Raw genomic sequence first — 22,843 nt, forward strand, 5'->3', positions numbered from 1 at the left:
TGTCGAGGGTGCGTGGGTGCTTTGTACGGGAACCAGTAGGTATGTCGTTCTCGTCTACCACCTGGGTGAAGCCCCCACACAGGACACTGGTACATGGTTCGGACAGCAGCGGCGTAGCGCGTGGCGCGTAGCGAGGAGGCATCGGTGGCGGGGACCCCCGACAGGTCGAAGCAGCAGGAGTCGTCGGGAGGACCGACCCCGGAGGAACGGGACCCGAGGCTCGCGATGGCGAGGCAGTCGCCGGAGCGGGTCGATCAGGCGACGGCGGTGTTCTCCGTACGGGATGTTCCGGCGGCGGGGACGGAATCCGGTTCGGCGGACGATTCCGCGCCGGACGCGGACGCGGACGCGGACTCCGGCCCGGGCCCGGACGCCTCCGGCGCGTCGGATTCCGGGGCGGACCCGGAGCCCGAGGCGGGTTCCGGGGACGGTACGGAGCCGGGTTCCGGCGACGAGCCGGGCGACGCACGCCTGCGGGCCGCGGTGGCGGCCTGGGTGGCGGGTCCGCGGGACGGCTCCGCCGATGAGCCCGAGGCGGACGGGACGGGTGCCGCTGAGGCGGCGGAGGACGGCGGAGACGCGGACGCCCCCGAGGTGGACGGGGCGGACGGGCCGGAGGCGGCAGACGACGCCGCTGAGGCCGACGGTGTCGACTCCGGTGACGACGAGGCGGACGCCGCTGAGGACGCGGTCGACGCCGAGGCCACGGACGCGCCCGAGGAGTCCGACGAGGACACGGACGCCGAGCCGGCCGATGCCCCTGAGGCACCGGAACCTGAGGCACCGGAACCTGACGCACCGGAAGCCGATGCACCGGAAACCGAGGCGTCCGACGCCGACGCTGAGCCGGCCGACGAGGCCGAGCCGACCGACGAGGCGAAGGCCGACGCCGAGCCGTCCGACGACGCCGAGCCGTCCGAAGAGGCAGAGGCGCCCGACGACGCCGAGCCGGCCGACAAGTCGAAGCCGTCCGACGACGCCGAGCCCACCGACGCGGACGCCAAGCCCTCAGCCGTCGACCAGGCCACCGCCGTCTTCAAGGCCGTCAAGCCGCCCGTCGATCAGCCGACCCAGATGCTCAAGTCGCTCGGGTCCAAGCCCGCCGGTGCGGGCAAGGCCGAGTCCGATGCCGAGCGCACCAGCAAATTCGTACCGCTCAGGGGGTTCGACTCCGGGGCCCCGGCCAGGCCCGAGGCACAGCCCACGGCGGAGCCCGCCGCGCCGCCGGCGAAGCCCTACGTCGGCCCCGAGCGCACCACCCAGCAGCCGCTCCCGCCGCTGCCCCCGCTCGACCTCCTGGCCGAGCTCACGAACACGCCGCCGCCCGCGGAGACCCGGGTCCGCACGGCCGTGCGCAGGGTCAAGATCTGGACGCCGATCGTCCTGCTGCTCGCCGTCCTGTTTGCGGTCGTACAGACCGTACGGCCGCTGCCCGCGCCCACGCTGGCGCTGACCGCCAAGTCGACGTTCGCCTTCGACGGGGACAAGGTGTCGCTGCCGTGGCCCGCCGAGGGCCAGGGCTCGATGGACGTCAGCGGCATCGGCTCGATGGACCAGTTCGGCGAGCAGAAGCCCGTACCGATCGGGTCCGTGGCCAAGGCCATGACGGCGTACGTCGTGCTCAAGGACCACCCGCTGCAGCCGGGCAAGGACGGGCCGTCCATCGACGTGGACGCGAAGGCGGAGACGGAGGGCGGCTACGACTCCGAGGGCGAGTCGACGCTGAACACCGTCAAGGAGGGCGACAAGCTCAGCCAGAAGGACACCCTGTCGGCCATCATGATTCCGTCCGCGAACAACATCGCGCGGCTCCTGGCCCGTTGGGACGCCGGTTCCGAGGAGTCGTTCGTCAAGAAGATGAACGCCGCCGCCAAGGACCTCGGCATGACCGGCACGACGTACACGGACCCGTCCGGGCTGAGGGAGACGACCGTCTCCACCGCTCGGGACCAGGTCAAGCTCGGCAACGAGCTGGTGAAGATCCAGGCCCTGATGGACATCACCAAGCTGCCGACGTGGAAGGACCCGTCGGGCAAGACGTGGCAGAACTACAACCGCCTCGTCCCGTACAACAACGCGGTCGGCGTGAAGACCGGTTCGACGACCAAGGCCGGCGGCAACCTGCTCTTCGCCGCGACGAAGGACGCCGGCGGCGAGACCGTGACGGTCGTCGGCGCGATCCTCGGCCAGCACCGGGCGCCGATCATCGACACCGTCAACGCGGTCAGCAAGACGGCGATGCTCGCGGCGCAGGACGCGGTGAAGGCGTCGACGATCCTGAAGAAGGGCGACGTCGTCGGGTACGTGGACGACGGGCTCGGCGGGCAGACCCCGGTCGTGGTGACGAAGAACGTCTCGGCGGTCGGCTGGGCGGGCCTGACCGTGAAGCTGGAGCTGGCGGACGGCGCCAAGGGTGCCGTGATCCCGCACAGCGCGAAGGCCGGTACGAAGGTCGGCGAGCTGAAGGTCGGCGACGGTTCGGGTGGCGCGGTCACCGTCCCGGTCGCCCTCCAGAAGGACCTGACCGAACCCGGCTTCGGCGAGAAGCTCACCCGCGTCGGCTGACGACTCGGTCGCTACGCGCACAAGCGCCCCCACGGCACACAGCCGTGGGGGCGCTTCTCCTTGCAGGCCTGCCCCTCAAGAGGGACCCGCTCACTTCTCCTTCGGCGGCACGCACTTGGGTGCCGTCTTGCCGGACGGCCCCCCGTACTGGGAGCTGATCCGGACGTCGCCCGGCTCCTTCACCGTCAGGCGCGTGAACTCGCCCTCCTCGCGCAGGCACCCGTCGTCCGCCCACAGCCACGGCGAGTACGCGATCCGCACGATGACCGAGCCGGCCTTCGGCATCCGTACGACGAGGTTGGCGCCGTCGGAGCGGACCACCGAGCCGGGGGAGTCCACCAGCGGAACCGCGTTCTTCACGCGGTAGATGTGCCAGTTGGCGTCCTGCCACACCGACTCGAGGTAGTCCGGCTCGCTGGACACCAGCTTGTGCTCCAGCTCCGCGGGGCCGTCCGGCTCGCCGTTGTAGACGACGACGAAGCCGACCGCCCACTCGGAGAGCCAGGCGTGGTACGACGCGGAGGAGAAGGCGCCCTCGGGTACGTCGGTGCCGCCGTGCCCCTCGTAGAAGAGCCGTCCGCGCTCGACGTCGGCCTGCCGGTTCCAGCCGCGCGCCATGTTGATGTAGGGCGCGAGGACGGCCGCCTCGCGGTGGTCGCGGGCGGGGACGACCTCGACGCGGGTGCGTTCGGCGCCGAGTTTCTTCAGCGTGGAGACGACGCCGTCCGTCTTGACGGCCCACTCGGGGATCTCGGTGTTGGCGACGACGTCGGCGATGGTCTTGCCGGACAGCCAGCCCAGGGAGAGCACGATGGCGGCGACGCACAGCACGCGCTGCCGGTGGGGCGGGAAGAACCGGCCGAGTCTGCCGTCGTAGCGGGGCGCGCGGTCCCGGTTCATCACGGCGGCGAGGAGCAGCGCGGGCGCCACGATCTCCGTGAGCCGCTCCACGTTCGTGCCGATCGGGGTGGCGATCAGATAGGTGAGCACCACGCCGAGCGCGTACACGGCGGTGCCGAGACGCGCCACGAACCAGGCCCGGGGCGCGCACAGCAGGACGACCGCGCACACGATGAGGGGCGGGAAGATCCGCCCGAACGGCATGGGCTGTTCCCCCTTGAACGGGAACAGCCAGGTCGTCACGCCCACGATGAGGACTGGCGGCAGGAGCAGCGACAGGGCCTTGCCCCACTGCCGGTTCAGGAGCCACGCGGCGCCGGCCACGACGAGGAAGAGGCCGGCGACGGGGCTCGCCATCGTGGACAGCGCGGCGCACACCGTCGCGATGACGACGCGCCGGCCGTTCATGTGCGCGAGGACGGCGCCGAGTCCGAAGGCCACGCCCAGCATGAACGTCGAGCGCCCCGACACGACCTGGCACCACAGCGAGAACCCGACCATGAGGGCCGGCCACAGGGGTCTTCGGATGCCGGTGCGCTCGACGATCGACGCGGCGAGCCAGGTCGACGAGACGCCGGACAGGAGCGTGACGGGGACGACGCCGAACAGTGCCATCAGGTAGGGCGAGATGAGGCTGTAGTTGGCGATGTGGAGGCCGCCGTACCAGAACAGGTTGTACGCGGAGCCGGGGTACATCTTGGCGAACTCGGCCCATGCCACCTGTGCCGCGAGGTCGCCGCCGCCGGTCGCGAGGAACGCCAGCCACAGGACGTGCAGCGGCAGTATGCAGGCGGTGACGAGCAGGGCCGTCCGGTGCCGGCCGTGCCAGGGCTCGGGGATGTCCGGGGACCGGCGCGCGCGTGCGGCAGGGGGTGGAGACAGTTCGGCAGAGGCCACTGCGGCGTTCCGTTCCGGTCGGACGGGCAATTGTGTTCGGATAGACGCTAGCCGTGGCCCGAGAGTTGGTTGACGCGCCCTTGATATTCACGGCAAATCTACGCAGGGCCGTCGGTCCGCGGCGCGGCTACGCGCAGATGTCGTCCGGCGCGTGCGCCTGCCCGGACGGGCCCGACAGCGGTCCGGCGATCCGGCTGCGGACGGTCTCCAGCTGCTTGAGGAGCGTGTCGAGCGTCGTCGTACGCGGGTCCTGGAAGTACGTCAGGACGGCCCGGTAGAACGCGTCGCGCAGCACGGGCGGCATCACGTCCGACGCGTCGAAGCACAGGGTGTCCGCGTCATCGGTCAGATGCGAGGCGACGGTCTTGCCGGTCGGGTCGTCCGGCTGGGGGTCGCTCGCGTCGGGGAAGAAGGGCCGCAGGTGCGGCTGCGTGGCCCGCGACCAGGTCTTGCGGCCGTACTCGCTGGTCAGGAGCGTGACGAGGTCCTGCGCCGCCTGGTTGCCGGTGAGTACGGCGGCCATGTCGCCCGACACCTCGTACGTGTCGTCGTACGCGGGCCGCCCGTGCAGGAACCGGGCGGCCGGCTCCACGCGCAGGGTGCGGTCGCCCATGGCGTCCGGGTAGAGGGAGCGGATGAAGGAGCCCTGGTGCTCGTGGGTGCAGCCCGGGAGTGAGCCGCCGAGGAGTCCGCGCTTGGTGGCCTTCGGGTCCTTCGGGTCGGGTGTGCCCTCGAACGACATGGTGAGGGAGTCCTCGACGGACCCCGGCGTCCGTGGGCCGAGGATCTCGGACCAGGTCGTGAAGGCCCGGCGCACGGCCGGGTCCTTGTACCAGTCGAGGCGGCCGGTGGCCCACTGCGTGTAGGTGCCGGGGCCCGCCTGGTGGAGGAGGATGTCCTCGATCCAGTCGGTGCCGGGCCAGCCGGAGGTCGCGTCCGCGGCCATGCCCACGCACCAGTGGGGCGCCTTCGCCCCGGTGCCGCGCTTGCTCCACACGATGCTCTTGAGGTTGACGCGCAGCGGCACCCAGTAGGTGCGGCGCCTGCCGTCCAGCGTGAGGGTGGGGAACCAGGGCGGGTAGCCGCGTTCGGCGGCCTGTGGGGACAGCGGCTCGAGTTTGCGGTCGGCCGCGTACTCGGTGAGCTCGCCGATGCTGTTGAGGATCGCGACATCGGGCGGGGCGCCGGCCTCCAACTGCGCTACGAGCGTCTCGCGCAGGGAGCGGGTGCCCTTGTAGACGTAGTGGTCGCCGCTGTGGTGCGACAGGCGGGCGAGGGCGGCCTCGAACGCCGCGCCCTCGTCGCCCGTCCACGGCCCGAGCACGACGACGGTCCGGTGCGCGTCGCCGCCCGTGCAGCCGCCGGTGAGCGCGGTGAGGGCGAGCAGGCAGGCGGCGAGCGCGAGCCGCAGCACCCTGTTCCGGCGCCTCATACGGCGGTCCCCGGGCGCCCCACGAGCAGATACTCGCGCCGGTGGGCGTGGAGGGTGGCGCCGATGACGACGGCGACGAGGAGGCCGGCGGGCGCCACCCAGGGGGCCACCGCGTCGAGGGCGGCGAGGCGGCGGTTGTCCAGGACGTCGTCCATCGAGTCGGCGAGCGTGACGATGGCGCGGCGGTGGTGCGGGTCGAGCGGGTCGGTGCGGCGCTCCTCGAAGGCGACCTCCGTGGACGGCGAGGTCACCGCGTACAGGTGGCGGGCGATCGGCACGGTGTCCTCCTGGGCGGCGTACGCGTACAGCGCGCTGAGGGCGATCGCGGGCACGGCGAGCAGCGGCAGCGCGGCGGCGAGCAGCGGCGGGCTGGCCAGGATGCGGAAACGGATCCGCAGGAAGCGCAGGGTGCGCCACAGGCCGGCGGTCAGCAGCACGAACGCGACGGCCGACACGGCGGCGGCGGTGACGGCGGCGGGGCCGAGCGTGGCGCGCGCCTCCAGTCGCTGGCGCAGGGCGCGTTCGAGATCCGAGATGCGGTCGACGACGGCCGTCGCCTCGCTGCCGGTGACGGGTGCGCAGCGGGGGTAGGGGGCGTAGCGGCCGGTGGCGGGTTCGTAGGGATGGAGGCGGTCGGGCGAGCAGAGCATGCTCTGGGCGTAGGAGAGTCCGGCCCTGTACAGGGACCCGTCGGAGACGTTCGTCTGGGCCCAGGCGATCCAGCGCTCGTAGCCGTCGACGAGGCCGGAGACGACGTCGAGTTCCTGGCGCTCGGCCGCGGTCAGGGCGCCGCTGCGCGCGACCTGGCTGAGGTCCTGGGCGGCGCCGGTGATCCGGGAGCCGTAGCGGGGGCTGAGTCCGCTCAGTGCGACGGCGTCCCCGGCGCCGAGGCTCACCTCGGCCTCCCGCTGGGCGATCCGCAGCGAGATCCGCGCGTCGGCCAGGTCTCTGAGCGCGGGCGCGATGTGCGTGCGGATCGCGGCGGAGTCGTCGCGCAGGGACGTGGCGGTGAAGCCGAGTCCGCAGAAGGCGACGGCGGCGAGGAGGGGGAGGGCGACGAGGCGGTCGTGAAGGTAGGCGCGGTTTCGGGGCGGGGCCGCCGCGGGCTTCGTGGCCCGTGCCGGCGGGGCCCACACGTACCGCCACAGCACGCGTACGCCCTTGAGCGCGGCGCTCACGAGACGCCCGGCCCACTCACCCGCCCGCCTCGGCGTGGGGATCACCGGTCCGCCGCCGGTCGCCGCCCGGTGAGCCGCAGGCGGGCCGGCCAGGTCCCCTCGCGGCGGTGCGTCAGTGCGAGCGGTCTGACCAAGTAGGCGCGGTCCAGGAGGCGTTCGGCGACGGCCTCGCCGTGCGGGCTGTCGGAGCGGGCGGCCTGCCGGGCGAGCGCCCGGTAGAACTGCGAGAGCTGACGCCTCAACTCGCCTTCCGTAGCCGGGAACTCGAGCCGCCCGCCCGAGTCCCGCGCGTCTTTGTCACGCCGGTCCGCCGCTTCCGAGAGCCGCGCGAGCGCCTCCTTGTCCACCGTCCCGTCCGCCACGAGGCGCTGCGCGGCCTCCCACACCTCGGCCTTCATCCGTACGCGGGCCTGCTCGTCGGTGAGCCCGTGCTCGCTGAAGAGCCGGGCGAGCCGGGTGAGCGCGGTGCGCAGGCCGTCGGCCGTCGTCGCGTACTCGACGGCGATGCGCACGGTCGCGGTCCGGGCCACCGTGCGGTGCCGGGAGTGCTGCGGCACGGCGTCGAGCGCGGCGATGGCGTACGTCTCGGGGGAGGTGCCGCCGAGCGCGAGGCGGGCCCGCGCCGCGCCGAACGCCGCGCTGCCGAGCGAGGGGTTGCGCAGCCGTACGGCCTCGTAGAAGGTCAGCGCCTCGTGCCAGTGGCCGAGCCGCTCGGCGCAGTGGCCGAGGGCGAGCTTGGGCGCGTACTCGCCGGGGATCGCGCCGTAGACCTGGTCGAAGTAGTCGCGTGCGGACGCCACGTCGCCGTCGGCGAGGTCGAGGAGGCCGCGGTGCCAGTCGATGCGCCAGTCGTGCCTCGACAGTTCGCGCCCGATGCCGTCGACGGCGCCGCGCAGCTCCTCGGCGGCGGCCTCCAGGTCCGGCCGTTCGCCCTCCGCGCGTTCGGCGCGTACGGCGACGCGCAGCCGGAGCCTGCACCGCAGGAGCCGCACCTCGGGGGAGTCCCGCCAGTCCCCGGTGTGCTGGAGGAGCGCGGCGGGGTCGGCGTCGGCGAGCCGGCTGAGGCCGTCGTGGTGGGCGTCGTGCGGGTCGGGGCGCGGGACGGGCAGCCGGGCCGCGACATCGGCGGCGGACGGCGGCTCGTGCAGCGGGGCGGGCGGGGTGCCTCCGGCGGGGGTGGCCCAGCGCGGCAGGACCGGCGCGACACCGAGCGCTCCGTCCAGGGCGTACGGCGACTGCATGAACAGCGGCGACGGCTCGAACGTCTCCCGTCCGGTCCGCAGCGACCTCAGCTCACGGAACACGCCCCGCAGTTGATCCGCCATCTCGTCCGCGTCCGCGTACCGGTCGGCGGGTTCGGGCCGTGTGGCGCGGCGCAGGGCGCGGGCCAGCGAGACGAGGCCGAGGCCCTCGGGCGCCGGGGTGGTGGTCAGCGCGGCGGCCTGCGCCGTCACCGGGTCGCCGTCGTGCATCCGGTCCAGGGCGCCGAGTTCGGCCAGCGAGTGGGGTCCGATGCCGAGTCCGCTCAGCGTGCGCAGCGTCTCTCCCAGGCTGTACAGGTCGTCGCGCGGCGTCGACGCGCCGGCCAGGGCGGGCGGGGCGAGGGGCACGTTCGGCGCATGGAAGCCCTCGGTGGTCAGGCCGGGCGCGCCCTCCTCGCGGATGGAGCCCACGTCGATGACCTTGGTGGTGGCGCCGTCGTGCATCACGTTCTGCGGCTTCAGGTCGCCGTACACCTTGCGGGGTGCGGGCCGCGCGTGCAGATGGTCGAGCGCGGACAGGACGCGCAGCCCGTACGCGAGCACGAACTCGTGGAAGCGGGCGCCGCCGAACCGGTCCGGGTCGTGATGGGCGAGCGCCCGGATCTCGTCGAGGTTGAGCCCGTCGACGTACGGCAGGACGAGGAACGGGCCGACGCGGGCGTGGCGGCCGTAGTTGAAGACGGGGATGATCCCGTCGTGGTGGAGGTCGGCGAACGCCTGCCGTTCGTCCTCCAGCGAGCCGAGCCGTGGGGCGAGTTGTTCCGGCCGCAGGGTCTTCACGGCGACCTCGCGGTCGTCGACCTTCTTGTCGAGCGCGAGATATACGTCGCCCATGCCGCCGCGCCCGAGACGCCGTACGACCTGATACTGGCCGGCCAGTAACTCGCCCTGTTCCAGGGCGGATTCGCCGGGACCCTCGGCCCGGCCCCGGTCGTCGCGCGGTCTGACCTCGGGGAGCGCCGTCGGATCGGGCCCCTCGTCGGGCAGCGTGACCCGGGCGTCCCGCGGCCCGTCGGGAGGCGGCATCACGAACAGGGGACCGGAGGACGCCGTCATCGGCGGCCCCTGAATTCTCCGGTTGCTCCCGCGTCCCCCTGCATGCTGCCTCAGGATAGGGGCGCGGCGTCCGGATGGCGCCCGTGCGTAGGCCTCCGGCCTGATCGTGGAATGGAGGCTCCGGCCAGTGACGACGAGTACCGGCACCAGACCGTACGCCGCCCTGAACCCGGCCCTGATCCGCTCCAGTCTCGCGGTGGTGGAACGCCGGGCCGACGCGCTGACCAAGTACTTCTACGCCCATCTGTTCAAGCACAACCCCGGTGTACGGGCCATGTTCCCCGAGCGGATGGAGGAACAGCGCGACCGCCTCTTCGCCGCCCTGACCACGGCGATCCTGAACCTCGAGGACACCGACGCGCTCGTCGGCCACCTGCGCACGCTCGGCTTCGACCACCGCAAGTTCGGCACCCGCACCGAGCACTACCCGGCCGTCGGGGACAGCCTCATAGCGACCCTCAGGTTCTTCTCGGGCAGCGCCTGGACGCCGAAGACGGAGGCCGCCTGGCGCGCGGCCTACGCACTGATCTCCAAAATCATGATGGCCGGAGCGGCGTCCGCGCCGCAGTCGGAACCCGCCTGGTGGGACGCGGAGGTGCTCCGCCACGAGCGCCGCGCCGAGGACATCGCCGTCCTCACAGTCGGCCCCGACCGGCCGTACCCCTTCATGCCCGGCCAGTACGCGACGCTGACGGCCCCCGAGGCACCGCAGGTCTGGCGCCCGTACTCGATCGCGAACGCCCCGCGCGCCGACGGCACCCTCGACTTCCACATACGCCGCGTCGACGGGGGCCTCCTGAGCAGCGCCCTGGTCGACGAGGTCGCCCCGGGCGGGTCGGTCCGCCTCGGCCCGCCCCTGGGCACGACGACGCTCCCGGAAGCGCCGGAGGGGGAGCTGCTCTTCGTCGCCGGGGGGACGGGCTGGGCGCAGATCAAGGCGCTGGTCGAGGAGTTCGCCGTCCGCCGCGGCTCCGCGACCGCCACGCTGCTCATCGGCGCCCGCACGGAAGACGACGTGTACGACCTCGGTGTCCTGGAACTCCTCGCCGGCGCGCACCCGTGGCTGCGGCTGGTGGGCGCGCTGCCCCGGCGCGACCGGCCCGACGCGGACGCGACGCTCCTGCGGGAACTGACGCGGTACGCCACCGCCCAGAGCCTGCGGCACGCGCCCGCCGAGTGGCCTCACGTCTACGTCAGCGGCCCCTCGGCCATGGTCGACACGGTGGAGACCCAACTGGCCATGCTGCACCGCGTACCGTCCGACCGCGTCCACCACGACCCGCTGGTCCGCCACGGCACGGGGGAGCGCCCGGAGACGGCGGCGGAGTGGTTCCTGATGAAGCGTGAGGTTCCTTGGATCAGGCCTCGTCCGTGACGGCCTGGTCCGTGGCGGCGGCCTCGTCCGTGACCGGACCGGCGGTCAGAGGCAGTGGACGGGGATGCGCTGGACGAGGTTGTTGGCGAAGCCGCCGCGGTTCCAGGGCTGCGTGAGCGGCTGGGTGCGGCCGGTGGCGTCGGTGGCGCGGGCGCCGAGGACATGGGTGCCGGGCACGGCGGTCCACGGGGCCTGCCAGCGCAGCCAGGCCGCCGCCTGCCGGGGAGACGGGTCCCCGTCCAGCGCGGCCTCGCTCCACGTGGCGCCGTCGTCCGTGGTCACGTCGACCCTGGTCACGGGGCCGTGCCCGGACCAGGCGCGGCCTTCGAGGAGTACGGGCCCGGGGCGCACGACGCGGGCCCGCGACATGAAGTCGGGGAACCCGGGCGGGATCATCAGGGCACGCGGCAGGATCTTGGTGACGGGCTCGCCGGGATCGTCGGCGTCCCACCGGAAGCGGTACGCGACCGCCTGCTGGAACCCGTCGAACGGGGCGTCGACCAGCGTGATCCCGCGCAGCCACTTCACGTGCGCCATGCCGTACCAGCCGGGGACGACGAGCCGCAGCGGGTAGCCGTGCTGCGGCGGCAGGGGCGCGCCGTTCATGTCGTACGCGACGAGTACGTCACCGCGGGCCACCGCGACGGGCAGGCTCCGCCGGTAGTCCTGCTCGACACCGCGCTCGACACCGTGGTCGGCGCCGGTGAAGACGGCTTCGACGGCGCCTTCGTCCACCCCGGCCTCGTCGAGGAGGACGCGCAGCGGCACGCCGGTCCAGTCCGCCGTGCCGACCGCCTCGACCAGCCAGGGCTGGCTGATCGGCCGGGGCGTGAGCAGGGCGCGGCCGTTGCCCGCGCACTCCAGCGTGACGCGGCGCGTGACGGCGGGCAGCGACCGCAGGGCCGCAAGGCCGAGGGTCAGCGGCGTCCTGACCAGGCCGTCGACCGTGAGCTGCCAGTCGTCGGCGCTTGCGGCCGGGATGTCGTAATGGACGAGGACGTAGTGCAGACCCGGCGGGGTGACGTCGTAGCGGAGGGCTTCCAGGGGGAGGCCGTGATTACGCGCGGCGAGCGCGAGTTCATCGGGGGTGATGCCTTCGCCCAGGGCGGCGATCCGGCCGGGACGGCTGACGCCGCCGAGACCGTCCGGCCCGTCCATGACGTGCTCCGGTCCGTCCATGACTCAGTCCGATCCATCCATGTCTTCATGGTGCTCCGCGATTGCGGGGCCTGCCGGGCGGGCGGATCCTGGAAGTGTCAGCCGGCGCTCGATGAGGTGTGTCGGTGGCTGAAGGGGGCCCGCACGCCGGCGCACAAACCGCTCACCGACGCCGCCGGGAGGCGGAAGGACGGGACGGGGGGACAGCGGTCCGGGTAGCGATGCGTCCCGTCGAGGAGTGCCATGAACGACACCGACACGGATATCGGTACGGGCACTGGCGCCACCGCCCCGGACCCCACCGCCACGGACGTCGTCGGTCTGATGCGAACTGAGCTGCGTGGCCCGGTGATTGCGCGGGGCGACCCCGAGTACGACGAAGCGCGCAAGATCTACAACGCGATGATCGACCGGCGGCCGGCCGCGATGGTGCGCTGCTCGGACGCGGCGGACGTCATGGCGGCGGTCGACTTCGTCCGCGACCACGGACTGGAACTCGCCGTACGCGGCGGCGGCCACAGCGGCGGCGGCCTGTGCCTCGTCGACGACGCGATCACGATCGACCTGTCACCGATGCGCTGGGTGCGCGTCGACCCCGCGCACAAGACGGCGTGGGTGGGCGGCGGCAGCCAACTCGGCGACCTGGACCACGCGGCGCACGCGTTCGGCCTGGCGATACCCGCCGGAATCATGTCGACGACCGGCATCGCGGGCCTGACCCTCGGAGGCGGTCACGGCCACCTGACGCGCAGGTACGGCCTGACGATCGACAGCCTCCTGAGCGTGGACATGGTCCTCGCGGACGGCAGCTTCGTCACGGCGAGCGAGACCGAACACTCCGATCTTTTCTGGGCGTTGAGGGGCGGCGGCGGAAACTTCGGCATCGTCACCGCGTTCAAGTTCGGGCTGCATCCGGTGCACACGGTGGGCGTCGCGCTGACGCTGTGGCCGGTCGAGAAGACCCGTGAAGTCCTGGCGTGGTACCGGGAGTTCCTGCCCCAGGCCCCCGAGGACCTGAACGGCTTCTTCGCCGCGCTGACCGTGCCGCCGGGACCGCCGTTCCCCGAGGAGATCCACGGCCGGAAGATGTGCGGGGTCGTGTGGTGCTGGACGGGAGACCTGGCCCGTACGGACGAGGCGATCGCGGCGGCTGGGCAAGTGGGCCCGCCCGCCTTCCAGTTCACGGCACCGATGCCGTACCCGGCACTCCAGACGATGTTCGACGAGCTGCTCCCCAAGGGCCTGCAGTGGTACTGGCGCGGCGACTTCTTCGACCGCATCACGGACGAGGCGATCGACGTACACGCCAGGTTCGCCGAGAACCTCCCCACACCGCTGTCGACGATGCACCTCTACCCGGTGAACGCGGCCGCGTCCCGGGTCTCCGAGGACGCGACGGCCTGGGGCTATCGGGAAGCGGTCTGGTCGGGCGTCATCGCGGGCATCGACCCGGACCCGGCGAACGCGGAGACGGTCAAGCAGTGGGCGAGAGCGTACTGGCACGACCTGCACCCGTATTCGATGGGCGGTTCGTACGTGAACTTCATCGGCGAGGACGAGCACCAGGACCGCGTCCGGGCGACGTACCGCCACAACTACGACCGCCTGGCGGAGGTCAAGCACAAGTACGACCCGAAGAACCTGTTCCACGCGAACCAGAACATCGAACCGGCGGCGGGGGCGGGGGCGGGGGAGGCGGCATAGGTAGGCGGGGGTGGCGGGCTCGGTGACCGGACGGGTGATCCGAACCTGCGACGCACCCGCCTCAAGGGGTTCGGTCCGAGCGTCTGTGCCGGTGCCGGTGCCGGTGCCTGTGCTATTGCCCCTGTGCCCCTGTGTCTGTGCCTGTGCCTGTGCCTGTGCCAGTACATGCCGGTGCCGGTGCCGGTGCCGGTGCCGGTGTCTGTGCCTGCGCCTGTCCATGTGAGACGCGACGCATGGGGCACCTACCTTTTGGATGTCGGGCGACATCTATCGTACGGTAGCTATTTAGATCACCCACATCATCTATTTGGGCCTCCGCTCCCCTCACCCGAGGGCGCGCCCCCTTCACGGGAGACCTTTCATGGCCACTCGCCTCGGCCCGGCTGCCGAAGCCGACCTGACCACCGGCACCGCCTCCTCCTCGACCGCGCCACCGGTCCGGCTCTGGCTCCAGCCGGCCGTGATCGCCCTGGTCGTCGTGGCGGCCTTCGTCGGCTGCTATGTCGGTCTGCAGCGCAACCCCCAGCCGCACCGGGTACCGGTGGCTGTCGCCGGGCAGGAGCTTTCGGGCGAGATACGCCAGGTCCTTGGTGACAGCGTCGATGTGCATCCTGTCGCCGACGCCGCCACGGGGCGCGCCGAGCTGGAGCGCCGCGATGTCGTGGCCGCGCTCAGCGGCGGCGCGGCCTCCGACCGGCTGCGCCTGGAGGTCGGAGGGGCCAACGGGCAGTCGACGACGACGGCCGTCAAGAGCCTGATCGGCGCCTATGCCCATGGGTCGAGCCGGCGCCTGACCACGGTGGACGTCGTCCCGTTCGCCCGTTTCGACTCCCGTGGACTGGCCGGGTTCTACATGGCGTTCGGCGTCACCCTGGCCGGCTTCGTCCTCGCCCAGAACGCCCTCGGGCTCGCGAACCGTCTGCGCCTGCGCCACCGGTTCTGGCTGCTGTCCGGCGCCTCTGTGGCCATCGGCATCGTCGCCACCGTCATCGCCGGCCCCGTCCTCGGGGCGGTGCCCGCGCCGGTGGTGCCGCTGGCCTTCGGCTTGACCCTGCTGGCCGCGGCAGCCGCGTTCACCACCAAGCTGCTGGGCACCTACCTCGGCCCGGTCGGCGTGCCGGTCGCCACCCTTTTGCTGCTCACGGTCGGCAACTCCACCAGCGGAGCCACCATCGGCCCGGACCTCCTGCCCAGCGCCGCTCGCGCCGTCTCCGCCCTGCTGCCGCCGGGCGCGGCCGTCCGCGCCGTGACCGACCTGAGCTACTTCCACGGCGCGCAGGCGGTGCAGCCACTGGCCACCCTCGCGCTGTGGGCGGTGATCGCCGCGGTCCTGGTGAGCCTGCGTCCCCACTTGAGGCGGCGGCGCACTCGGGTGACCATCTGACCCGCGGTCAGGCTGAAGGCCGTGTCACGGACGTGCCACTACCGGCCCGCGGGGTCCACGCTCTGCGCAGAGAGCCCCGGCGGATCTGTGATGTCAGGGCCGACATGCCCCGCCCATCTGATCCGGCGCGCTCAGGTAATGCTTTCCGAGTGCCCGTCGGGGAAGGTGCACGTGGGGCCGCGGTAGGGGCCGCCCTGGTTGACCGTGCCGCCCTGGGCCGTGCACTGTTCGGCCGAGATGGCCGGATACGTCGCTGCCTGAACGGTGGCGGCGCCGACGGCGCTCACGCCGGCGAGGGTTGCTGTGGCGAGGGCGAGGCCTGGCAGTCGTCGTAAGCGCATGGCTTTCTCCTCTCGAGTGCCCCTGGTTTCGGCGCTCCGGGATGAGCGGGCTCATGTCAGGGACGCCCTATTACTCAGAATGGGTGAAGGTGAGCAGACCTGCGAGTCGTTGTCGATTTCGCCGGGTTCCGGGGCCCAAGGGGCGCGGGCTCCGAGGCTCACGTGCCGGGAGGGCGGAAGGTGACTTGCCGACGGGCGGCCTCGTCGATCTCGTCGAGGGTGAGGAGAGGGGTGGCCCGGGTGTGAAGGGCCCCGCTGGCCTTGACGGTGAGGCTGACGGCGGCCATGGAGACCGGGTCGGGGAAGTCGACGATAAGCATGATGTCGTCCTCGCCGAAGGTGAAGTACATGGCCTCGACCTGCCCGCCGAGGTTGGTGACGACATGGTCGACGGCGGCGCGCCGGCTGCTCGCGCCTTCCTTGAGCAGCCCCTTGGTGCCCTCGGGTGTGTAGGTGGCCTGGATGAGGAACTTCGGCATAGGGATGCTTCCTGCCCATCGTTTGTCCGGTGTGGAATGGCCTTCCCTCTGTCACATCGGCCGCCACGCGCGGAACGGCTGGGTTCACTCGTTAGAACCTGAACTTTCCCGCTGACCGCGGCATCATGAATTGCCCTGCGACACCCGCTCCAGGAGCGAGGCTGGGCGATCACGTGCGTGACCAGTGGGTTCCCTACCGTGGGTGGAGCGGGTCGAAGCCACCCCTGCCCCCGGGTCCCCGTGAGTCCCCGTCCGTTCTGGCACGAGAACGGCACGGTCTGGGGACCGTGCCTTGACCGCTTGATAGTGGGCTGGGCGAGTTGATAGTGGGCTGGGCAAACGGCCGACCACCTGACGACCGATCTGGTCGCCGATGCCCTCACCACCGCCCGCCGGCAGCGTCGCCCCCGCCGGTCCGGTGATCTTCCACTCGGATCGAGGATGTCAGTACACCAGCCGCCAATTCGCCGCACTCGCCGACGAGTTGGGAGCACGGCTCTCGGTCGGCAGCACCGGTCGGTGCTGGGACGACGCACTCGCCGAGTCGTTCTTCGCCACCCTCGAACGGGAGCTGCTTCACACTGCTGCCCGGCCCAGCCGGGCCGCCGCCCGCGCCGCGGTCCTCGATTTCATCGAGGGCCGGGACAACCCCACTTGTCTGCCCATACTCCATGCGGGTGGTGTGGGCCCTGGGGCGTCACCGTCGAAGAGGTGCGGCGTCAGGGGGGACGTCATGGCTCGGGCCTGGCCGTCGGCCGCTGACCTGCGGAATTGAGCAGACTTCTACTCAAGATGCTGGAGAGGGTATGTGCTACTAACGTAATTCCTGTGAGAGTCGCAACCGGGGTACGCCCGGGCGGCAAGACTCCGGAACGACCGGAATCAATGAGCGGCGAGACGTGCTCCCGCTCGGAGCTTTGACCTCTGCGAACCGCACCGTATGTGTTGCATGCGCTGTGGCCACCCGCCTTCGATCTTCGGCGGCGGAAGGAAAGGTAGAGACTCATGCGAGCACCTCATATCAAGCATTCCCTCGCTGTAGCCGCCGCCGGTGCGATGCTGGCTGGTGGCGCCGCTGTTGGTGCCGCAGGGACGGCCGCGGCGGCCCCTGCCCACGCGACCTCCGCGGCCAGCCACTCCTACGACCGGTGCGGCTGGTGGGATGACTGCGGCGGGTACGGCTACGGCTACGACAACGGGTACGGCTATGGCTACGACTACGGCTACGACAGCGGGTACGGCTACGACAACGGCTACGGCGGCGTAACCATTGTCGTGGTGGGCGGCTACGGCGGCTACGGCGGCTACGGCGTCTTCTGAGCCAACTCGGGGAGAGGTGAACCAGTGCCGCATCAGGCAGCGTTCGCCGCCACTGGCTGACGCCCGCTCAACTCCCGCACCCCGCCGTGATTTCCTTTTCGCGGCTCCGGATGTTCCGCATCGCCCCTGCTCCCGCAGTTCGGTGACGCTCCGGTCCAGTGCCCGGTGCTGGGCATGGGCGGCGTTCACGCCCGGCATCGCCACGGTCGGGATGCCCTGCGCTGCACTGGCGGACACACGAAAGGCCCAGGTCTGCGGATCATGTATCCGTGACCTGGGCCTTGGCGCCCGACGACGCTGGTCGGAAGTGTGCCCCCGGCAGGATTCGAACCTGCGACACCCGCTTTAGGAGTTCGCTCCGAGCCTGCTCCTGCTGCTATCGGTGACTGGCACGACGTCCGGACAGGGATGCTGATTTACGCCGCCGTCCGGTGCCGTTGATGTCAGGCGTGGATGTCAGAGGCGTCGTCGACAGGGCAGGAGACGTGTCAGACCTGCGGTGAATGATCCCGGGTATGGGATACGAACTGCACATGACGCGCGCCTCGGACTGGTTGGACAGCGAGGAACGCCCCATACTGTCCGCGAAGCTGATCGGCGACGAGGGGGAGCAGTACCCGGGATCTGTCCGCCGCGGCAACGAAGAGCCCTGAGCTTGGGAATCACCGGGCCGTCACGGAGGGGGTTGACGCTGACCAGCGCAAACGGCCTCTGGTGATTAATCGCGAGGCGTCGCGCTTGACTGCTCTTGACCGCTGGGATCCGCTCTTTCTGGCACGGATGTGGCACGGGCTTCCATCCGCTCTGACGGGTCGCGTCACCGACCCCGCACCCGACAGCAATGTCAACCGAACGGCCCAACATGACGTGTCACCCACATGGATGAACAATTGGCTGAGTAGTGTCCCAACCGAGGCAATCTGTGAAAGGCGAACCAAATGCGCATTCGACGAATCCTCGCCACAGTCTTCGCCACGGCAGCCCTCGCCGGACTCGGCCTCACAGGCGCCGCCACCGCCACCGCCACCGCCGGCAGCGTCACCCCGGCCAGCGTCACCCCGGGTGAGTGCACGGACGGCGGCGGAACGATCGATCGGTCGACGCCCATGCTCCCGACCTGCAGAGGCGGTATGAACGACGGGCAGACGGTCGACTAAACCCCACTAGGGCCCGTTGTGAAAGTGGATCGGCGCCCCGCAGCCACGCGTTGCGGGGCGCTCCCTCGCGAGCGTTCCCCCTCGGCTGACGGCTCAACGTACCTGGGAGGCGTGACACGACTTCCGAAGGGTCGAGCACTTGAGGCTGGGCTACGCCTCACCCCTCAACAGGCCGAACTGGGGCATCCCTTGACTCGGACCACCGCCTTAGGAGCGAGGTTGGGCGATCACGGGCGTGGCCTGCGGATTCCCGGTCTTGGTGGAGTCCGGCCGAAGCCACCCCTGTGCACTCCGGTTCCCCGTGAGTCCCCGTCCGTTCTGGCACGAGAGTGGCGCGGTCCGGGGACCGCGCCTTGAGCCGCTCGAGACGAACAACGGGCGGGCGGTCCCTGACGTCTGTCCTGCTGGTCAGTCGGTCGACGGGGACTGCTGCCGGTCGGCTGGGGTCTCCGTGGTTGCTGCGTTTCGCTGATTCAGCGCAGTGGCAAGGCAGTTGCTGAGGACGCGGCGGCACACTGGAACGAGTGACGGGTCCGACAGCCCACGCTTGGGTAGAGCGACAGAGGGTTTGCCTGAGCGGTCCATCAGGACGAACTGGCGGTCGTACTCCACCAGCTCACTGAACATCGACCAGGCGTAAGTGTGCGTAATGCCTTCTGTCCTCACGGTCAGAGCTTCCTCAGTTATCACCTCCTCGTAATGCCGCTGAAGGCCAGGAGAACGGCTCCAGACCCTGCGTGCGCTGCGACGGAGGCCCCAGGGGGAGGAGAGGATGATTACCCGGTAGGTGTAGCCAACGAACATCGCCGCGCAGGCCAACGTGATGAGCGAGGTGTCCGGCAGATCACCGGGGATTGTCCGCGCGCCGAAGGCCACCGTTAGCGCGAGGCTTACGCCTGAGTTCACCAGCGCTCTCTTACGTGAGTGGCGCCGCGTGGGGGACCTGGCAGCCATTTCCGCGATGTCGTCGCTCTCCGGCACGTAGCTCAGCGTCAATGCTTGCATGCCCTCGCCTTAGTGATCCCGAAAGTGTGAGTTACGGATCATAGGGTGACGCTGGCCATTGAGTAGCCGCACGTGCCCCCTTCCTTGCCACAACCCTCCCTGGCTTCCATCCCGTCCGCCGTCGACCCACACGTCTGTGGAGCGGGCGTGGTTCATGGCGTCCAGGTGGAGCGCGCCACTGTACGAACGACCTGGACGCCATGGGCCGCGTCTGCTCGGCTCTGCCTGGGTCGATGGTGGACGGGATGGGAGCCCACCACGCTCGCCACGACGTGCCCGCGGCCGGGAACGGCGCCCCTCTGCTTGCCGTCGTGGCTCCGCACGTGGGGGGCGTTGCCGTCCAGGGCGTCCAGGAGTCGGATCGCGTAGACCTCGGCCATCCGCTCGGAGACCTCTTCGGGCGTGAGCCAGTCGACCGCTGTCGATTCGCTGGACGTGCGCTCGGTGCCCCCGGAGGGCTTGCAGCGGAACACCAGCGCCACAATGCCTCGGGTCGTGTTCTTGTAGATCCCGGTCAGCTCGTCCACCTCGACGTGGATGCCGGTTTCTTCCCAGACTTCGCGGCGTACGCCTGCCTCCGGGGTCTCGTCGAGCTCGAGTACACCGCCGGGGAGCTCCCAGGTGCCATTGTCCGCGCGGCGGATTGCCAGGAGTCGACCGTCGTCGCGCACCACCACTCCGGCTACGGACACGGAGTGCAGTGGCGTTGACTGGCCTGGCGAGGCCATGAGTCACATGGACCGGCTGCTCAGGAGGCGTCCCGGTCGTCAGTGACCGCCCCGTTGATGTCGACGTAGATGTCAAAGGCCACCTACCAAGATCGGTAGGTGGCCATTTGGCTGGTGCCCCCGGCAGGATTCGAACCTGCGACACCCGCTTTAGGAGAGCGGTGCTCTATCCCCTGAGCTACGAAGGCGGGGATCTGTCGGAAAGCGTGTCCGGAAGTCTGCCGAGGTGGGCGGACTGCCAGGCGCGCTTGGCGACAGGTCGCGGTGGCAGCCCGTGAGGGTGCAGCCACCGCGGTCAGTGTAGCGGGTGGCGCCTGATCCGAGGGCGGAGAGATGTGCGTACCGGCTCAGGCTGCGAGCACGTGGGTGATCTTGGCCCGGGCGACGGGGTTGCTCAGCCAGGCGCAGCCGAGGTGGATCAGCAGGGGGACTCTCTGCAGGTGACTCTCTTGTGGGGCGGCGGCGGACGACCTTGTGGGGCGGCGGAGGCCGACATGGATGGCCGGCCGGATCTGACTCAGGTGCTCGGTGCGGTCCCGGTCCCGCCGGGGCTCACGCCCACTGGCCGACGACGGTCCCGGTCCTGCCGGGGCTCACGCCCGCTCGCCGGCGACACCGGCACCGTTGTCACGGATTCACGGATTCACGGATTCACGGATTCACGGATTCAGGCATCCATCAGCGGCAGACCCGGCAGTACCTTCTCGATGGTGATGGGGAAGTCGCGCACACGCACGCCGGTGGCGTTGAACACCGCGTTCGCGATCGACGCACCGGCACCGCAGATGCCCAGCTCGCCCACGCCCTTCGCGCCCAGGGCGTTGGCCTTGTCGTCGTACCCGTCGAGGACGACCGCGTCGACGTCGGGGATGTCGGCGTGCACCGGCACCAGGTACTGCGCGAAGTCCCGGTTGACGAAGGCGCCGGATCGCGGGTCGACCACGGCCTCCTCTTCGAGGGCCGCGCCGGCTCCCCAGATCATGCCGCCGATCAGCTGCGAGCGAGCCGTCTTCGCGTTGAGCACGCGGCCCACCGAGAACACGCCGAGCATCCGCCGCAGACGGATCTCGGCGGTGTCCGCGTCGACCCCCACTTCAGCGAAATGGGCCCCGTAGGTGTTGATCGAGTAGTCCGTGTAGTTCGGATCATCGCCCATGAAGCGGGTACCGCCCTCCGCCTCGAACCCTTCCGGACGGTTGCGGGCGACGATCTCGCTCAGCGCCTCGGACGCCGCGCCGGCAACCACGTTGCCGTCCGAGAACACGGCGTCCGCCGGGTCCAGGCCATGCAGGGGCGAGCGCGTGTCGCCGCGCGCCGTGGCCAGGAGCTGCTCGCGCAGGGCCGTACACGCACCATGCACCGCATTGCTCGCGTTCGCGGCTCCCCACGAGCCGCCGGACCCCCAGCTGGTGGGAAACTCGGAACGCCCGAGCTCGATCCGCACCCGATCGGGCGGCAGCCCGAGCCCGTCGGCCGCGACCTGGGTCAGGACGGTGTACGTGCCCGTGCCGAGATCGGTCATGTCCGTCTGGACGACGGCGGTGCCGTCGGCCTCCAACCGCACTCGCACCGCTGTCGGCCCCTGGAAGTGCCCGCGGATGGCGGCTGACATGCCGTAGCCGACCAGCCACCGTCCGTCGCGCACACTCGCCGGGGTGGCGGGGCGGTGCTCCCAGCCGAACCGGCGCGCGCCTTCGCGCAGGCACTCGACCAGGTGCCGGTCGCTGTACGGCACGTCTCGCTCGGGATCGACGGTGGGCTCGTTGAGGATCCGCAGCTCGACCGGGTCCATCGCGAGCGCTTGGGCCAGCTCGTCCATCGCCGACTCGACCGCCAGCATGCCCGGCGCTTCGCCCGGCGCGCGTACGTCCGTCCCGGGCGGCAGATCGAGCGGCGCGAGCCGGTGGCTGGTCAACCGGTGGGGCGCGGCGTAGAGGCTGCGGGTCGTGGCGGCGGTCTGCTCGGCATACTCCACGTCGGGGTTGGTGTGCATGGTGACGTCATGGGCGATCGCGCTGAGCCGTCCGTCCGGCTCCGCGCCGAGTCGGACCCGCTGGCTCGTTGTGGAACGGTTGCCGACGAGCTGGAAGATCTGCTGCCTGGTCATCGCGACCTTGACCGGTCGGCGCAACTCGCGAGCGGCGAGCGCCGCCAGGATCGTCTCGGAATGGATGCCCAGCTTGGAGCCGAATCCCCCGCCGACGAAGGGGGTGACGATGTGGACCCGCTCCGGGTCGAGCTGAAGCGTGACGGCGACCGAGGCCCGCGCCGCGTCGACGATCTGGCAGCTGACGTAGACGACCAGGTCCTCGTCGCGCGGTTCCACCAGACACGCGTGCGGTTCCATCGGCATCGAGAGCTCGTACGGCGTGGTGTACAGCTGGTCGATCTTGACGGCCGCGCTGTCGAACCCGGCATCGAAATCGCCGACCGCGGTGTCGGTGGGGAGACCGGCGTTGACCACTTTCGGGATGTACACCTCGTCCTGCTCGGCAAAGTTGAAACGTCCGTGCCCGCCGGCGTATTCGACTTCGACCAGACCGGCCGCCGCCCGGGCCTGTTCGAGGGCCGTGGCGACGACGAAGGCCACCGGCTCACCGAAATAGTGGATGTCGGGGCCGGTCAGCACCGGCTGCGCGCGCCAGTATTCGAACGGAACGGACTCGTCACGGACACCCTGCGCGGGGGCATTGAGATGGGTCATCACCATCTTTACGCCCGGTGCGCGTTCGGCGTCCTCGGTGTCGATCCGGGTGATGCGGCCTTTGCCGATCGTCGCGCCGACGATGAACCCGTAGAGAGGCTGCCCGGCCCCCCACTGCTCGTAGGCGTATGTGGCCCGGCCGGCGACCTTCAGCGGGCCGTCGACACGGTTCAGCGCTTGCCCGATCATCTCGTCTCC

General features: G+C 70.9%; 16 protein-coding genes, 1 tRNA gene and 1 pseudogene. 7 read left to right on the forward strand and 11 right to left on the reverse strand.

Annotated elements, in window-relative coordinates; all coding sequences use genetic code 11:
* Positions 1-144 precede the first annotated feature (144 nt).
* Positions 145-2,565 (forward strand): D-alanyl-D-alanine carboxypeptidase, encoded by a 2,421-nt coding sequence (locus ACWIGU_RS18395; RefSeq protein ID WP_454402066.1) that lies wholly within the window; start codon positions 145-147, stop codon positions 2,563-2,565.
* A 90-nt stretch (positions 2,566-2,655) separates the two neighbouring features.
* Here ACWIGU_RS18395 and ACWIGU_RS18400 read toward each other — a convergent pair whose 3' ends face one another.
* The 4 genes from ACWIGU_RS18400 to ACWIGU_RS18415 form a co-directional block, all read right to left on the reverse strand.
* A complete protein-coding gene (locus ACWIGU_RS18400) occupies positions 2,656-4,362 on the reverse strand; it encodes a hypothetical protein (protein ID WP_454402068.1) in 1,707 nt (568 codons plus the stop codon).
* Positions 4,363-4,489: 127 nt separating this feature from the next.
* Complete coding sequence (locus ACWIGU_RS18405; RefSeq protein ID WP_454402070.1) at positions 4,490-5,794, reverse strand: extracellular solute-binding protein; 1,305 nt, start codon at positions 5,792-5,794, stop codon at positions 4,490-4,492.
* Positions 5,791-6,972 carry a hypothetical protein gene (locus ACWIGU_RS18410; protein WP_454402072.1) on the reverse strand — a complete coding sequence of 394 codons (1,182 nt, stop codon included), beginning with the start codon at positions 6,970-6,972 and terminating at the stop codon, positions 5,791-5,793. The genes ACWIGU_RS18405 and ACWIGU_RS18410 overlap by 4 nt, the downstream gene beginning before the upstream one ends.
* 41 nt (positions 6,973-7,013) lie before the next feature.
* Positions 7,014-9,290, reverse strand: coding sequence for a tetratricopeptide repeat protein (locus tag ACWIGU_RS18415; protein ID WP_454402074.1), 2,277 nt, complete (start codon positions 9,288-9,290; stop codon positions 7,014-7,016).
* Between the two features lie 127 nt (positions 9,291-9,417).
* On the opposite strand from ACWIGU_RS18415, the gene ACWIGU_RS18420 reads away from it, so the two are divergent.
* Positions 9,418-10,665, forward strand: coding sequence for a globin domain-containing protein (locus ACWIGU_RS18420; protein WP_454402076.1), 1,248 nt, complete (start codon positions 9,418-9,420; stop codon positions 10,663-10,665).
* 45 nt (positions 10,666-10,710) lie between these two features.
* On the opposite strand, the gene ACWIGU_RS18425 is transcribed toward ACWIGU_RS18420, so the two are convergent.
* Entirely contained in the window at positions 10,711-11,823 is a 1,113-nt protein-coding gene (locus ACWIGU_RS18425; protein WP_454402400.1) for a sulfite oxidase, read from the reverse strand.
* Between the two features lie 324 nt (positions 11,824-12,147).
* Here ACWIGU_RS18425 and ACWIGU_RS18430 point away from each other — a divergent pair, with 324 nt between their 5' ends.
* Complete coding sequence (locus tag ACWIGU_RS18430; RefSeq protein WP_454402402.1) at positions 12,148-13,527, forward strand: FAD-binding oxidoreductase; 1,380 nt, start codon at positions 12,148-12,150, stop codon at positions 13,525-13,527.
* 361 nt (positions 13,528-13,888) lie between these two features.
* Positions 13,889-14,911 carry a hypothetical protein gene (locus tag ACWIGU_RS18435; RefSeq protein ID WP_454402078.1) on the forward strand — a complete coding sequence of 341 codons (1,023 nt, stop codon included), beginning with the start codon at positions 13,889-13,891 and terminating at the stop codon, positions 14,909-14,911.
* A gap of 131 nt (positions 14,912-15,042) precedes the next feature.
* Here ACWIGU_RS18435 and ACWIGU_RS18440 read toward each other — a convergent pair whose 3' ends face one another.
* Entirely contained in the window at positions 15,043-15,252 is a 210-nt protein-coding gene (locus ACWIGU_RS18440) for a hypothetical protein (RefSeq protein WP_454402080.1), read from the reverse strand.
* A gap of 158 nt (positions 15,253-15,410) precedes the next feature.
* Positions 15,411-15,731: a GYD domain-containing protein gene (locus ACWIGU_RS18445; RefSeq protein ID WP_356275567.1), complete on the reverse strand. Its 321-nt coding sequence runs from the start codon at positions 15,729-15,731 to the stop codon at positions 15,411-15,413.
* 1,005 nt (positions 15,732-16,736) lie between these two features.
* Between ACWIGU_RS18445 and ACWIGU_RS18450 the strand changes: the two genes are divergently transcribed.
* The 3 genes from ACWIGU_RS18450 (at position 16,737) to ACWIGU_RS18460 (ending at position 18,208) form a co-directional block, all read left to right on the forward strand.
* Positions 16,737-17,051, forward strand: coding sequence for a hypothetical protein (locus ACWIGU_RS18450; RefSeq protein WP_454402082.1), 315 nt, complete (start codon positions 16,737-16,739; stop codon positions 17,049-17,051).
* A gap of 515 nt (positions 17,052-17,566) precedes the next feature.
* Positions 17,567-17,704: a hypothetical protein gene (locus tag ACWIGU_RS18455; RefSeq protein WP_454402084.1), complete on the forward strand. Its 138-nt coding sequence runs from the start codon at positions 17,567-17,569 to the stop codon at positions 17,702-17,704.
* Positions 17,705-17,989: 285 nt separating this feature from the next.
* Positions 17,990-18,208, forward strand: coding sequence for a hypothetical protein (locus ACWIGU_RS18460; protein WP_454402086.1), 219 nt, complete (start codon positions 17,990-17,992; stop codon positions 18,206-18,208).
* Between the two features lie 408 nt (positions 18,209-18,616).
* Here the strand turns inward: ACWIGU_RS18460 and ACWIGU_RS18465 are convergent, their stop codons facing one another.
* The 4 genes and pseudogenes from ACWIGU_RS18465 to ACWIGU_RS18480 all read right to left on the reverse strand — a co-directional run bounded on the left by ACWIGU_RS18465 (position 18,617) and on the right by ACWIGU_RS18480 (position 22,834).
* Positions 18,617-19,213: a YcxB family protein gene (locus tag ACWIGU_RS18465; protein WP_454402087.1), complete on the reverse strand. Its 597-nt coding sequence runs from the start codon at positions 19,211-19,213 to the stop codon at positions 18,617-18,619.
* Positions 19,214-19,512: 299 nt separating this feature from the next.
* Positions 19,513-19,941: pseudogene (locus ACWIGU_RS18470) on the reverse strand (NUDIX hydrolase); the annotation flags it as partial.
* Positions 19,942-20,053: 112 nt separating this feature from the next.
* Positions 20,054-20,129 (reverse strand) — tRNA-Arg (locus tag ACWIGU_RS18475).
* 479 nt (positions 20,130-20,608) lie between these two features.
* Positions 20,609-22,834 (reverse strand): molybdopterin cofactor-binding domain-containing protein, encoded by a 2,226-nt coding sequence (locus tag ACWIGU_RS18480; protein ID WP_454402089.1) that lies wholly within the window; start codon positions 22,832-22,834, stop codon positions 20,609-20,611.
* Positions 22,835-22,843: the final 9 nt, after the last annotated feature.

The organism is Streptomyces sp. NPDC055400 (assembly GCF_053644375.1).